We start from the raw sequence: 15,562 nt of genomic DNA, 5'->3' as shown, positions 1-15,562 counted from the left end.
CTGAATCTTTATTTCTTTTTTCCTTGTTCGATTTTTTTTCCTTTTCGTTTAGTTAAGCAAAGCCGAATGAAAAAACATCCGGCTTATGCTTATATATAAAAACTATCGCTTAATGTACAACCAACCCGCCTCACTATGCGTTTGATTTGAAGCATCGGTGTATTCCAATACATAGTAGTACGTGCCTTGCGGAAGTTTTTTATCCACATCTACCGTTACTCGTCCGTTAGAAATCCCTCTAAACAAGCGTTCCTTGTTGTTGTAACCTTCCGTTTCGAAGACTTTAACCCCCCAACGATTATAAATACGTACCTTATTTTTAGGATAACACTCAATACCGTCTATTACAAAACCGTCGTTAGTACCGTCTTCATTATTAGATAATCCGTTGTAGAAGTTCAGCGGACAACCCTTTATGATACGTACATAAATCTCAGCCGTAGCACAGCTACCCTTGCTCTTTTCACAGACCTCATAAGTTAGCGTATAAGTACCTTCCGTAGCTCCTTGTGGAATCGTCAAATGACCCGAACCATCTAAAGTCACTCCCGTAAGACCTCCATCAGATAACAGCGTAACACCACTCACCTGTCCTGAACTAATCGGTACTCCCAAATACGTATCATTGGTAAGTACACTACCCAATACACCTCCCACCATATTGCGAATTGGGGTGTTTGTAAAGTCATCATTATTAGCCACAATGCTCTCCGATTCATTTACCGTCAAATACACTGTAGCAACAGCGCAAGCCTCTGGTGTGCCATCATCACACAACTTATAAGTGAAACTATCTGGACCTACATAACCCATATTAGGCTTATAGCTAAAGGTTCCGTCGGCATTTAACACTACCACTCCTTTAGTAGCGCCCGACAATAATGTTGTCGTTTGACCATTTCCTTCAAGATCCACATCATTACTCAATACATTACCAGAAATCACTCTGTTTTTATCTCCGTTATAAGCATCATCATTAGCAAAGGTCGTATTGCTTGACGTATCGGATAAAATCAATACCCTTACCGTAGCTGTAGAACAAGCCTTATCCGTAGTGCGATTATCACATATCGTGTAAGTGAAACTATCTACCCCTACATAACCCGCATTAGGCGTGTAAATAAATTTACCATTGGACAACGACAAGCTACCATAAGACGTATGGCTCGGATGGCTCGTAATCTCAAAGGTATCCCCTTCCACGTCAATATCATTTGCCAATACCGAAATCAACACAGGAGTTCCTACCTTAGTGCGTACCGCATCATCATTGGCAAATACCGTATTAGCACTCGCATTAAGTTGCGCAAATACCCCTATCGTTAACGTTGCCGTAGCACAAGCTCGAGGCATCCCCTTATCGCAAACCTCATACTCATAAACCACAACTCCCGTAAAACCTTCCTTAGGCGTGAACACGTATGTACCATCCGAATTAAACACCAAACTATGACCCTGATGATTCGAAGCCGTTAGCAAACTAAATTCCAATGCATCCCCTTGAGGATCTTCATCATTAGTAGATACATTACCACTCACAGAAGTATTCAAATACGTATTGTTAATGTCAGAAATCGCCAATACCGTGTTTGATGATAATACCGTGATTGTTACCGTAGCTGCATCACAGTTCAACGGATTAGAGCCGTTCTCACAAATAGTATACGTCAATGTATATTCACCACTCGGTACATTATTAGCAACACTAACTTTACCATTCGTAGTATCTATGGTAATGCCCGTTGGGGTAATAAGCGGAGTAAGCGTTACCTGACCTACTCCTGTACCTATAACCACAGGCGTACCGTTGAGCTTGTCATTACTAATAACCGTCTGCGTAGTCGTGCCTCCCGATACTACCGGTCCTAAATCATCGTTATCAGCTACGATGCTGTTTTCAACCGTGATCGTTACCGTAGCTTCATCACAATTATCAGGGGTCGCTCCATTCTCACAAATCTTATACGTCAACGTATAAACTCCACTCGAAACATTCGTTCCTACCGTTACTTTCCCGTTAGTAGCATCTATCGTAATGCCCGTTGGGGTAACTATTGGAGTAAGCGTTACCTCACCCGTACCTGTGCCTATAACCACAGGCGTACCGTTGAGCTTGTCATTACTAATAACCGTCTGCGTAGTCGTGCCTCCCGATACTACCGGTCCTAAATCATCGTTATCAGCTACGATGCTGTTTTGAACCGTTACCGTTACCGTAGCATCATCACAATTATCAGGGGTCGCTCCATTCTCACAAATTTTATAGGTCAACGTATAAACTCCACTCGAAACATTCGTTCCTACCGTTACTTTTCCGTCGCCATTGAACGTAATGCCCGTTGGGGTAATGATTGGTGTAAGGGTCACCTCACCCGTACCTGTGCCTATAACCACAGGCGTACCATTAAGCTTATCATTACTAATAACCGTTTGTGTAGTCGTACCACCCGATACTACCGGTCCTAAATCATCATCTTCGGCGACTATGCCGTTTTGAACCGTGATCGTTACCGTAGCTTCATCGCATAAAGAATGTACTACTTTTGAACAAATTTTGTAATTAAAGCTATAATTACCACTTGGCGTTCCCGAAGCTACACGAACTATTCCTGTAATAGGGTCTAAACTTATCCCTGATGGTAATGTCCCTATTGGAGTTAAGGTTACGCTCACCGTTGAAGACAAAAATTCTCCATCATATTTGTCGTTGTTTAGCACACTACCCGTATTGCCCCCCGCCGACACCTCAAAATCATCATTATCAGCATTGATGTTTTTAACCGTAAAGAGTACTTTTGCCGAATCACAAATTGGTGGTGTAACATCTTTTTCACAAAGAACATAAGTGAAGGAATGTACACCCGTTGGAGTATCATTACCGATGGTTACAATACCGTTAGCATCAATGGTTACTCCGGTAGGTAATGCCGTATGCGAACTTATGGTAACGGTTTGCGAAGTTACAAAATGAGAATTTAGTCTGTCATTCTCAAAAATATCTATAGTATTGTTAGGTACTACACTGTAACCATTTAAATAATCTCCGTCATTATCGTCATAAGCAGAAATTATATTTCTAACTGTTAGGGTCACTGTTGCCGAATCGCATACATCGGGCAACACCTCTGAGCAAATCTGATACGTAAAGGTATAAACCCCACTTCTTACACTTTCTGTAATTTTAAAATCTCCTCCGGGTTCAATAGTTACTCCTGACGGTAACGGAGAGGTAATGGTTATTTTCAAATCGTTGTAATAGTCGAAGGCTTCTTCATTATTATACGTATCATTGTATAATATGTTATCTGCTATAAGTCCTGCGATATACGAAACTACATCGTTTTCCGCTTTAATATTTCTTACTTTTACCGTTATCGTAGCCGTATCACAAGGCGTATCGTTTACTTCTTCACAGATACGATAAGTAATCGTATATATCCCCGTAGGAACAGTGGAGTTAGTAAGTCGTATTTTCCCCGTTGCAGGGTCGATATTTACGCGAGCATCGGTGGTGCTCAGTTGCGTAATAGTAACATTAGCCGTAGTTGCCGAAAGCGTTCCTAGTACATCATTATCTAAAATACTGATAGCAGAAGTACGATGTGTACTTAATGCATCTACCTCAATAAGAGGGTCATCCACTGCATCAATGGTACACGTAGTATTGACCACAAAAGAGGTAGTTTCGGTACAAGTTCCGTTGGAAACCGTCATCGTATATGTAGTTCCAAAAGCAAAACCTGTAATGGTTGCCCCTGTATGGGTTATCGCTGCATCACTAAATGTGTAAGTATTAGCTGCATCATAGTTTGTAATGGTTACCGAACCACTATTTCCGCAAGTGGCCGTAACAGCATTTATGGTTGGGGTTGGTAAGGCTTTTACGGTAACAGTTTTGGTTTCTGTCAATGGTAATATACAAGTAGATTCTTGTGTTATTCTGATATCATCTATGGCTACATCATTCCATTTATCAGGGTACAATCTATTAATAAATTGTATTTTCAATTTGGTACTGTTCCTTGGATTTCCCGAAATTTGGAAACGATTCCATCGGTTTGGTAAAATATTTCCGTTAGGAATCGACGGAGTTTCATCCTGAGCCACTACCGTACCATTTTCATCTACCAAACGAACTCGTATCACTGGTAGTTTAGCATCTGGTGGTGCAGTCCATTGACTAAGACTGAAATAATAAAATTCAAGGGTTACTGGCGTATTAGATTCTATACCTGTTAGTTCTTTTTCATAGAACATCATATTAGGTACTCCTAAATTAGCTACCAAAAATCTTCCCTCATCATTTTTTCCGTTGGAAGTATGGTCATTGGGTCTTAACCAGCCATACCCCTGACTGGTAATATCGTCATACCAAGCACTATTTTTATTGGAAATTTCATAAGTATGAGCCCCAACATACGTAGAAACAAGAGCTCTACACTTTGGGAGTTTAACATCAGGACTACAAATCGCTGCCCCAATGCCAAAATCTTCATATAGTGCGTATTTCGTATTTTCTACAGAAACCAACGTCAAGGTTTGTGTACTTGTAACATTGTCTATTGTAACGTTATGGGTAGTAGCGGTTAAAGTTACGCTATGTAGCGTTCCGTTAAGGTTATAAGTTACGGTATCACTAACGTTTCCTGTTATGACAAACTGAGCAGTTCCACCCAAGCAAACCGCAGGGGTTAAGACTGTTACGGTTGGTGCCGTAGGCAAAGCTCTCACGGCTATTTTTATTGGCAGTTTATCACTCTCACAACCCTCTGCATTTACCTGACTCACATACTTGGTAAACGTTGTTTGGGTAGTTACGTTTAACGAAACACTTGGTGCGGTGGTTTCAAAAGTAGTTGAAGTTACCGTATCGTACCAACGTAACGTATGTCCTGCCGTTGGCGTTGCCACAAAGGTTGCTGTATCCGCGGAAGCACAAAATACCTGATTGGTAACCGCAGGAGGTGTCGGAACAGGAAGTGCTACCTTAGCTTGGAAAGGGGTAGAGGCTATTGTACAAGTTCCATTTCTAACTTCTAACTTATAACTAGTCCCGAGTACCATACCTGTAATGGTATTTCCAATTAGGTTAGCAGTGTTAGGGATTAAAGTATAGGTAAAACTACTATCATAATTGGTGATAGTAGCTGTTGTTCCGTTTATCCCACACAGCGCATCAGACAGGTGTACTGTTGGGGTTGGCAAATCGTTTACGGTAACGGTATAAACATTCCCCGTAGTTGGTATTGTTGGACAACCCGAAGCATTAGACACTGAAACCACACGTAGCACTTGGGTGGTGGTGGCATTACTTACCGTATGCGTATAAACACCACTTGTAGGTAAAGTGATGGTTGAAGCTACTCCATTTACTGTATAATGCACTTCTTCATTGGGGACTCCTGTGAAAGTAAATTTCACATCCTCACCACATTGAACTGATGATAAAGTAGTTACTGTTGGCACAGAAGCTGTCATTCCTTTAACTTCTACCTTTACAATATTCGTATACATAGGTACGTTACAAACATTTTCGACGGTTACCTCCACGAAGTAGTATTTTGCCCCCATACTTGCCGTAGATGGCGTATAGGTTGACGCCTCTCCCCTATTGAGCGTTTGAGCGTGTACTTGGGTAGCTCCTATCGTTCCGTTGTAGGTGCTTTCAAACCATTTGTAAATCATCTTACCTGCGGTTGGTGGTGAGGTTGAAGCCCCTAAAGCCGTTAACACCACCTGCTCACCCGAACAAACGATATGTGACACGGGTTGTGTAACAATATTAGTTTGATTGAAATTCAAGGTGATGTTTCTCCACGATGAAGGGCAACCACCATCTTCCATACGATAGCGATAAACTTCGGAAGTGGTAAGTGCATACGTATCAGGTAATTCTGATGAAGTTTCTACACCGCCTACCATACGAATTAGATAAACCTTTGGAGTTGAATAGCGTCCGAAAATTTGTTGTAGCCTTGCTCTTACATCTTGTACTGTTACTCCGTTGGCACAAGTATTATAGTTCAAATCCGCCAAACGAGGATCTTCTGTTCCGTCTGTTTTTTTGTAAGCCGCATTCTTGATAATTCTTACTCTGGCTATACTGGAACAATAATTGGCTCTATTTATTTTGTAAAAAATATCCCTACTGCCTGCAACAATGTGAAACTGATGAATGGGCGTATTACCTTGCTCATCGCTGAAAAACTCAATAACATCGGTGGTTCGTGCTGTATTTTGAACCTTAATATATTGTGTCAAATCGTTAAAATGATTCGCCTCAAAAGTTACAAAATTGGTTAGGTCACCCTCACAAACGTTAAAGGCAATAGCATTCGGAGAGAGGTCTTTGGGCGAAATATTTCGTTTAATCGTTAAAGTGGCGGTTTTGGTAGCCTCCAAACCACAAGCGTTGGAAATTGTATAGGTAAAGGTAAAGGTTTGTCCTTCCAATATGGGTATCATCTTGATGTGCAATGTCATAAGCCCGTTTTGTGAAACTGGATACGTTCCTGAAACCTCTCGGATAACACCGTTGGTATAGCCCGAAGCTGTCGCATTGTTATGCACTGTGGCAAATAAATTGGTGCGTATATCATAAGAAGCTTTTCCGTCTAATTCGGAAGCACACAACACCACATTGGTAGCATCACCTGTCAGTACAGGAACTGATGCGGTACTGCCCGTTAACTGCACCTGATATTCCGCAGGAATACACAAAGTGAAAGACGCATCTTTCGGAGCTACTCTTAATTTGTACTTATGAGCAAAATCAGTAGCTTGTAGATTGCTCACCTGCAAGGTAGGTGAATGGGATAAAATGGTGCTTGGGTCGTCTTCACGGAACCATTCATAAGTATAAGCTAACGACAAATCGGGTACGGAAAGGGTAGCCGAAGTGCCTTGGCAGTACTCGGTGCGGTCGGTGGTGATGACAAATGGCGTCATATTTCGGATTTCTACATCTTTGGTTTCCTGATTGCAGACATCTTCCACCGCAAATTTGTACGAAGCCGAAGGATTGGTTTCCGTGATAGTAAACTTCCCTGTGGTATTCGTAATAGGCACAAAAGAAGTATCCAAGGATCCTCCTACACTTCTGCTTAATATTTTATAGGTAAACGGAGGCGTTCCACCACTGGCGACCACCATAATTTGGTACTGATTCAACCCACAGGTAGCCCCTACGATATCCACCAAAGTAGGTAACTCCGAAGGAGCTTGGTATTCGCCTATCACTTTTAAACATTCTTCTGAATTATGAATAACATTAGTAAGCTCCACCACTCGATAACGGGAATAGAGCCTATATTTGTTATTTGCTAAACTTTTAGTTGCATTTTTCTTTTCACTTGATAAAAGATCACCATAAGGGGAGATATTAGGGTCAATCATATTTACCCAACGGGCTTGTGTCTTGTCATAACCTTGTAAGGAATATTTACGTTGATAGTTATCATTGGTTGCGTCATACAATTCCACCTGAACTTTACAACCTGTTACCATTGTAAAACGCACCTTAGGGTCGGGGGTTGGGAGGTGTACGGTTACTACTTTATTAACTACATCATCCTGACAATCAAAGCCTATTGCTGATAGAGTGTAAGTACCAAAGGGTAAATTGGTTATAATTCGTCCGCTTCCTAAGGTTATCAACTGGTCGTAGTCATATTCTTGGGGTACAGTAAATGTACCCGAAGTACCCGAAGCGGGCGTAAAGGCTGTAATACGGATTTTTTTAGGAATTTGTTCCTGATTAGCGGGTCTGAAAAGTATTCCATAACTTTCATTTTCACAATAATAGGTGCTATGAAACTGACTTGTATTGGGCACACCCACGGGATTTTGCAAATCGGTTACGGTAATTTGGCGTTGAACTTCAAAGCCACATTCTGCGTGTACGTAGGTGAACTTATAGTCTCCTAACAACAAATGAGGATAGCTCACTAATGGAAAAGCGGGCTTAGCTAACTGACCATATTTATAATATTTTCCTCCAAAGCGATGATTTTTTGTAAAACCTGCCGCCACGGGATCAAATCCTATGGGTGCTTCATCCAATACCATATATACAAATCTATGAAGCCATTCCACAGTGGCATAAATATAGGTTTTACCACAAGTGTCATACCCTTTATCAATTCTTGCCCAATGGTTAAAATCATCCTCTTTTGTTTTTACCTTCTCAATAAGAAGGGCTAAATTGTGTGTCCCACAGGCGGTGGTTACTTGGAAGTTGTGCGTCCAATTGCCTTTTTCAAACGGGATTTGCACTCCATCACCAAAGAAATTTTTATTACCTACTGTCGGTACATTGTGGTAGAAATAGACACTTTCTTGGTTATGATCATACCCTGCATAAGCTACTAATTCAGTTCGGTTGTTAAAACTACGGGTCATCGCATACGACACCCCACTAGGGGAAGTAAGCGTATAGGAGACCGTCATCGGGTAGGGAATAGCATCGGTATACCAATGGTTTCTTGCCATTTTTATACCACGTTGTAAACTAACAGCCCCTCGTCCACACTCATCAGTGGGTTTTATGTAAGAAGACCCTCCAATAGGTCCTATATAAAAAGCTTGACCATCAATTCTGAAACTTACGGTACGTCCTTGCCCACAGGCGTCTTTTACGTACATCGTGTAATTCCCCGCAGGTAAGTTTTCAAACACATTACTGCTTTGTTCGGGTCGGGTTTCAGGGCCAGAGGTAATTTTAAAAGTAAACGGATAGGACACCCCTTTGGTAATGTTTACAATGGCTCGACCCGTATTAGCCCCACAAAGTATAGGCTGTGCGGTGATGGCGTACTCAATTCCTGGCGGATTAGGTACTTTTGCATCTTTTACGGTTATCGTTTTTTCGTAGAATGTGTTGGAGTCCGTTTTCAACTCAGCACGAATAACATAGGTTTTTCCACCTTGTACGGTTTGCAAGTCGTTTCGGTCTGCGGTAGCGGTTTGAAAAGCGGTTTGCGTGGACAGTTTGTGATAAAAATTATAATTGTCGTTGCTATCGCCCATCATTTGGTAGTAAATTCCCCCTGAGTTATCGCAATACTCATCGCGCACACGGGTTTGCAAATGTACCTCCGTGATTGGTTTTACCTCAAAAGTAACATCATCTACTACCTTGAAACTACAACCACCTGCAATGGCGTGTACTTCAAAAGTGGTATTCTGGGTAAGAACCCCCACAGGAATGGTAACCATAAATAGCGTAGTGTCATAACTACCTGCAAACCACATTCCTGTGGCTTTGTTTATAGCAAAATAGGTTACACCGGTAGCCATACGCGAGTTATCCAAATAGATAACGGCATTACTACCCGATTCAATGGGTGAAAACACACTTGCCTTAGTCTGTTTAATCAGCCCATCAAAATACGCATCACAATCTCCCGAAGGCGTTGGTAAGGTCGTCGGAGGATTTCCCTGAGCCCACAGCATTGGGCTTACCAAAAAGAAAAATAGTTTGAATAATATTCGCATTGAGTTTAAAAATTAGTTCTTATTACTACAAAATGTATTAAAAGTATAGCTATACTCTATATAACACAAAATCCTTTTTTAAAACAAAAATACAATAATGAGCTTATATTGATCAATTAGGCTACAAATATACCAAAAAATGTTAACAATAAATAAATTTAAAAAAATAAGTTAAAAAAGATACAAAATTTCATTCCTATAGAAATAGAATAACATTTTTATAATCATTTTTTATGTTTTCACATATACATTAACGATAAATTAGCATTAAGGGTATGCATTGCGAAAGCGATGAAGTAATAGGGAAAGTAAAATCCCCCTTCCTCTGCCATATACTTATTTTCAAAGGATTACCCTCTTTAAAAGAAAATTTTAGAATGGGACAAATTGTATAAAGTTAGCTACATTTCTCAATGACTATATTTTCAAAGTAACTTCCTACTTTTTATTTTCATAAAAATAACCCCAAAACGTATTTTACATTTTGGGGGTATTCCATTTTTTTGAATTATTATAAAATCATTATTTTACAGTGACCCTTTTGCCCGAAGTACGGGTATTGTATCGGTTGTCATACATCGCTTCGGCAAAAGTACCTGGCAAGTAGTAGGCTCCTGCATATGAAGCATGTAGCTTCAAAACGATTTTCTTGGTTTCTCCTGCTTTAAGCGACATATAGAAATTGGCTCTATCATCACGGAAATCAGCATAATCAATGAGTGGAGCTTCGGTATTGTCAAAATCGGCATATCGCGTATTGATAATCTCCCAACCCGATGGAATGATTTGCGTTAAAGCTACATTTTCAACCCTTTCGTTGGTAATGTTCTTAATGCTAATGGTTGCCCAAATTTCGGTACCTTGAACCACCTCCGTCTCGTTAATGGTATTCCCTGAAGCGTTTTTGTAAGAGGTACTTACGGAAAGTCCGTTTTCCATAGCCAACTCTTTACCCACAGGTAACACTCCACTGGATATGAGCTTAACAAATAACGTTTGCTCGGAATCGTTTTTCACTTGCAAAGACGCATTTTCTCCTTTAACGTTCAACTCTTTGGATAGCATTGCCTGACTGGACGACAATTTTTCCGTTTTCCCATTGAGTGTGTACGAAGCGTTAAAGCTTTTACCGCTTTTATTTATTTGCACGTATTTTGCCATAGCATAAAGCGCATAAGCGGTAGTTTGCGTACTCATCCACTCAGAAGAAGATAGTTTTTCGGCAATTTCCAAAGCCCAACGGTTTGCATCTGTTTTTTTATCTATTAGTAAAGCCGTTTCCAAAGCCATCGCTTTATTTCTAACCTCCGAACCGTAGTAATAATTTCCGTCTAAACTAGTGTTTTGGAACAGTGCACCTGCTGTTTTCTTATGTCCCGAAACGGCATAAGCTGCTGCCAATAGGCGTTTTGCATTAGCCGAAATGTCTGCCGTTTCACGCAAACGATTCATCGCTGCTAAATCAGCGCTTCCAGCTAAGGCTAAGGTATATAAACGGTAGGCTTGAGCAAAATCATTTCCATATTCTGGTTTGAAACGCCATTGACGGGCTTCACTCTTTTGATAGTTCAACCACTTTGATTTACTTCCAGAAGGCAACGCAAATCCCTTTTTCTCGGCTTCAATGAAGAAGTGCCCTACGTACGAAGTACCCCAATCGTCCGCATAACGATTTCCTTTCCAATATGCAAATCCTCCATCGGAAAGCTGATTTTCAAAAAGTTTCGCAATGGCAACCGTAACGTTTCTCTGAATTTGTTGCGCTTTTTCATCTTCCATTTTTACAAAATCACCGATAAATAATTGTGGGAAAGCCCCCGAAGTGACTTGCTCCAAACATCCGTGCGGATACGTAATTAAATAATTCAAACGCTGATGTAAATTTACCCCTGGGAAACTTGAAATTTCCAATACGGTTTGATTGCTTCCTGATTCGCCAAACAAAGCCGCTTTTAAATCAACTTTTTGACCAGCAGAAATGGTAGCATTTTCAACTACATAAGTCACCGGATTAGGATTGTAAACATCCATTTCCACTTCATAGGTTGCCTTTTCATTACCCGAAGTCGCTACTATTTTTACCTTACCTATACCCGTTTGTGCAGTGGTTTCTAACTCAAAATACGCCATTTTTTCAGACGGATTATCGAAACGCAACGACTGTGAACGATTGCTAACCACTTTAAAATGATTGTTCGACTCTACCGAAATCGAAACATTTTTTACGTGGTTTTCCATAGCAAAAACAGTAACAGGGAGTGTAATTTTCTCACCCGGTACAGCTTTTCTGGGCAAAGAACCTAAAACCATTAACGGACTACGTACAGGCACCTCCGTTTTTTCGGCAAAACCATACGCATTTTCAGATACTTGTGAGGCAATTACCATCACCCTTGCCGAGCCAATATAATTTGGGATTTGAACCTCGTGAGCATCCGTTTTTCCTGCTTTGAGCTCAAAAGGACCTTTAAAGATGACAAAAGGTTTGAAACGATTGGCTTTTTGAGCCTCCGACCCCCCTAAATCTTCATCTCCACCTATACTAAGCACCTGATTTATAGTACCTCCGTAAGCTCCTATCACATCATTATAAACATCCCAAGTTTTTACTCCCAAAGCCGTTTTAGCGAAGAAGCTGTTCCAGGGATTCGGAGTTTTAAAACGAGTTAAATTCAAAAGCCCATCCTCTACAATAGCCAATGTATAAGTCATTGCTTTGCCCGACTTTTCACTCACCTTGATGGTCGTTTTCTGCTCAGGGCGCAATACCTCAGCCATTTGTATTTGAGGTTCAAGTTTAGTAGCTTTATCAACCACAGCAATGGGTAGAATGCCGTAAAGACGAATAGGGGCATCGTTTTTGGTATTTATATGTGGCTGTAAATAAGTTACATAAGCATACACATTAGGCGCCATTTTATTAGTTACTGATAGCTCAAAGGTTGTCTCCTTCTCAGCGGTCTCTACCCAATGCGTTTCCAGCACTTCACTTCCGTTTTCAATAGAAATAAAGGCACGCCCTCCTTTATCAGAGGGGAAAAACAATCGCGCTTTCTCATTTACACCATATTCTTGCTTATCCATACCTAAGGTAAGCATTGTGGCTTGCTCATTATTAGAGGTCTCTCTGGATTTTCCGTACCAATCTCCCCAATCAAAATAAATGGAAGTCCCTGCGTGATGCCCACTAGATTGGTCAGTAAGTAAAATGAAATATTTCCCCCAATCACCATCTGGAATGTTTAACTCAAACTGAGCTTTTCCATCGGAATTCGTATGGATTTGTTGGGAAGTATAAACAATATTACTTCGAGAACTACTATAAGTAGAAATATTTTGGTTAGAGGCATCCCACCACCAATTCCAACCTGTTTTATAAACCGTAACTTGTATTTTTTTGTTACGCAAAGGTTTACCATTTTCAGAAACCACTACAGTTTGGAAATTGTGTTTCTCATTGGTATTGTAATAATTGTATTTATTTGGGGTAGGTAGCGAAATACCCACATAACTTTCATAAGGTGAAAGGGTTGCCGAAGACACATCGGTGCTAAAATCACCGCCACTTTCGTTGGCTTTGGTAAGGAAATTTACCTTGAGCATTCCTGGTGAATTAAATTCTTCATTTTCAAAGACGAAATCAGCATTACCTTGTGCATCTGTTTTTCCGCTATAAATTGAAATTTCTTCACTTTCATAACGTTGAGCTTCATTATTAAAAATGAATTTTTCATAGCCCTTGAAAGTAGTTTTCATATTGTAAAGCTTCGCTTTCACATCAACCTGTGTATTTCCTGCTGGTGAGCCGTGTAACCACTTTACTGCCAAACTTCCTCTGCCACCTTCTGAAGAAATTTGTTTCCCGTTGAGGCTATTTTCAATCTTTAATCGGTTAGGTTTTATGGTTTCGATTTTAATTTGTTTGCCAAAGCGAGCCGCTCCTACAGCTATAGAAACATTCCAATTCCCGGTAGGTGCTTGGGGTGATGTCTTTAAGCTGAATTTGTAATGATTAGACGCGTTAGAAGGCTGCATTCGTTCGGTGATAACTTTTCCGTGCGGGTCAGTAAACACCAATTTGATAGGTAATTTCTCGGGTGATTTGGAAGCAAAATCATTCAAAACAAAGCCTACGTGGATACTATCACCAGGACGCCAAACTCCTCTTTCGGTGTAAATGTATCCGTTTAACCCTTTTTGAAGCCTTACTCCATCAACATCATATTTACTTACGGATTGTGCATAGTTATTGTCAATTTTAACATAAGTAGTATTGGCATCTTTCTTCACCACCGCAAAATAAGCATTGCGAGACAGATTTAGTGAAACTAAACCTTTGTTATCGGTTCTTCCTTCTTGAATTTTTTGCTGTTGATAATCATAAACTTCAACATTAGCACCGTGAACAGACTCAGTATTTATAATGTTATTTACCGCAAAAATAAAATTATTGGTTTGCCCTCTTTTAACGATCACCCCTAAGTCCGAAGCTAAAATATTAGTAGCCACCTGTTTGCCATAATAGTAGGCTTCTTCACACGGGTCATCACTGTCGTCCCAATAATAATCATAATCATCGTAATGACTAAAATAGTTATCCTTTTCTAAAGGTTCTTCATTGAAAGAAAGGTCTAATGGTTTTAGCTCTTCCCCGCATTGATATAGTGAGTAATTACGCTTGAAGTCAAGCTCTACTCTGTAAATAGCACCAGGTTCAGGAGTAATCAATGAAGACAAATCCAGAGCATACGTGCTCCATTGTTTGGAATTTTGCGCAGAGCCGTTATTCAGTACAATTACTTTTTTGGCAATGGGTCTTCCTACTCGAAGTAGTGAAGTTGCCGAACTTAAATCATTATCTTGTAAGAATTGTAATACGTTGTTTTCAAAAATACGATAAACGGTGGCGTCCACCGCACGCAAATTGATAGCTTTAAAATTGATTTTTAAATTTTCGGAACTGGGCAGAATAGTTCCATTACGCAGTAATTCTACTTTCGGTTTTGATTCCAAAAAAGAAACTTCAAAATCTTGACTTTCATTCAAACGTTTACCATAAACACTCTTAATTCCTTGGTGGACAGTAAGCTGATAATCTCCTATTAAAGGCGAATCGGTAAATAGTTTTAAAACATTTCCATTAACTCCGAAAGAAAGCGAAGCAAAGGCTTGTGTTTTAGTGTTTTTGAGTATCACCAATCCGTTAAAATTCTGATTTTTATCAAGAGGCTCGGAAAAGTTTATCCAATATTCCTTATTGGTATCAGAAGGATTAAAGGTTGAAATGACACTAAAATCACCATTGGCAGGAATGATTACCGAATGAGCTTCGGCATCGTCAGTTTTGACCCAATCGGTATTCCAAAGCAGTTTTAACGTCTGCTCTTCGCTGGTTCTTTGAATGCTATCCACAACGAAAGAAAAAACTCGTCCTGTACCTTCTTGAGCGAATTTTATCGGATAATTTTTATTGCCAATTTTCGCAACGAAAAAGTTTTTAGCCTCAGCACCAGAAACTTCATCAGTAGCCATAAAATTAGCGTTAAGAAAAAACAAGTTTTCATTATATGACTGTAAATCAAATCCATACATAGAAAAAACTTGTTCCATCGTTTTTGCTGAAAATCGGAATTCTTCCAAATTTTCAGCCACCGAAAATAGTTTTGCCAAATGAAAGGTGATTTGATATTCTTGTGCTTGTTCCAAACGTTTTTCAGGACGAAACTGCAACTTAGTGGACGAAACCGCAACAACTTCCCCTTTTACTTTAGGAGAAATTTCAAAAAGTTTTAAGTCTGAAATTTTTTTGAGTTTTTCCTCAGAAATTTCTTTGTTGAAAGTAATTTCAATAGGTTCTGCACTTGAGATAATTCCGCCAGTAAAAGCCGAAATATACTCCTTATACAGTAAAGGATCACTGTTTCCAGAGCCCTTACCTCCTCTATTACAGCCTACTAACACCACAAAAGCGACTAAAAAAAGAGCTATTTTTTTCATAAGTAAATTCTTTATAAAACTGGTGTAAAGGTATGAAAAAATTGCTCTTTACTAGGAAATTCAAAGTGAT

At 39.9% G+C, this 15,562-nt stretch carries 2 protein-coding genes; both read right to left on the bottom strand.

Going from position 1 to position 15,562, the window contains the following annotated elements:
- Positions 1-102 precede the first annotated feature (102 nt).
- Entirely contained in the window at positions 103-9,495 is a 9,393-nt protein-coding gene (locus CGC47_RS08650; RefSeq protein WP_095900243.1) for an Ig-like domain-containing protein, read from the bottom strand.
- Between the two features lie 522 nt (positions 9,496-10,017).
- Positions 10,018-15,492 (bottom strand): alpha-2-macroglobulin family protein, encoded by a 5,475-nt coding sequence (locus CGC47_RS08645; RefSeq protein ID WP_095900242.1) that lies wholly within the window; start codon positions 15,490-15,492, stop codon positions 10,018-10,020.
- Positions 15,493-15,562 lie beyond the last annotated feature (70 nt).

Origin of the sequence: Capnocytophaga canimorsus (genome assembly GCF_002302565.1) — a bacterium.
In the GTDB taxonomy this organism is placed as follows: Bacteria; Bacteroidota; Bacteroidia; order Flavobacteriales; family Flavobacteriaceae; genus Capnocytophaga; species Capnocytophaga canimorsus.
This window is presented reverse-complemented; position numbering and strand designations above follow the sequence as displayed.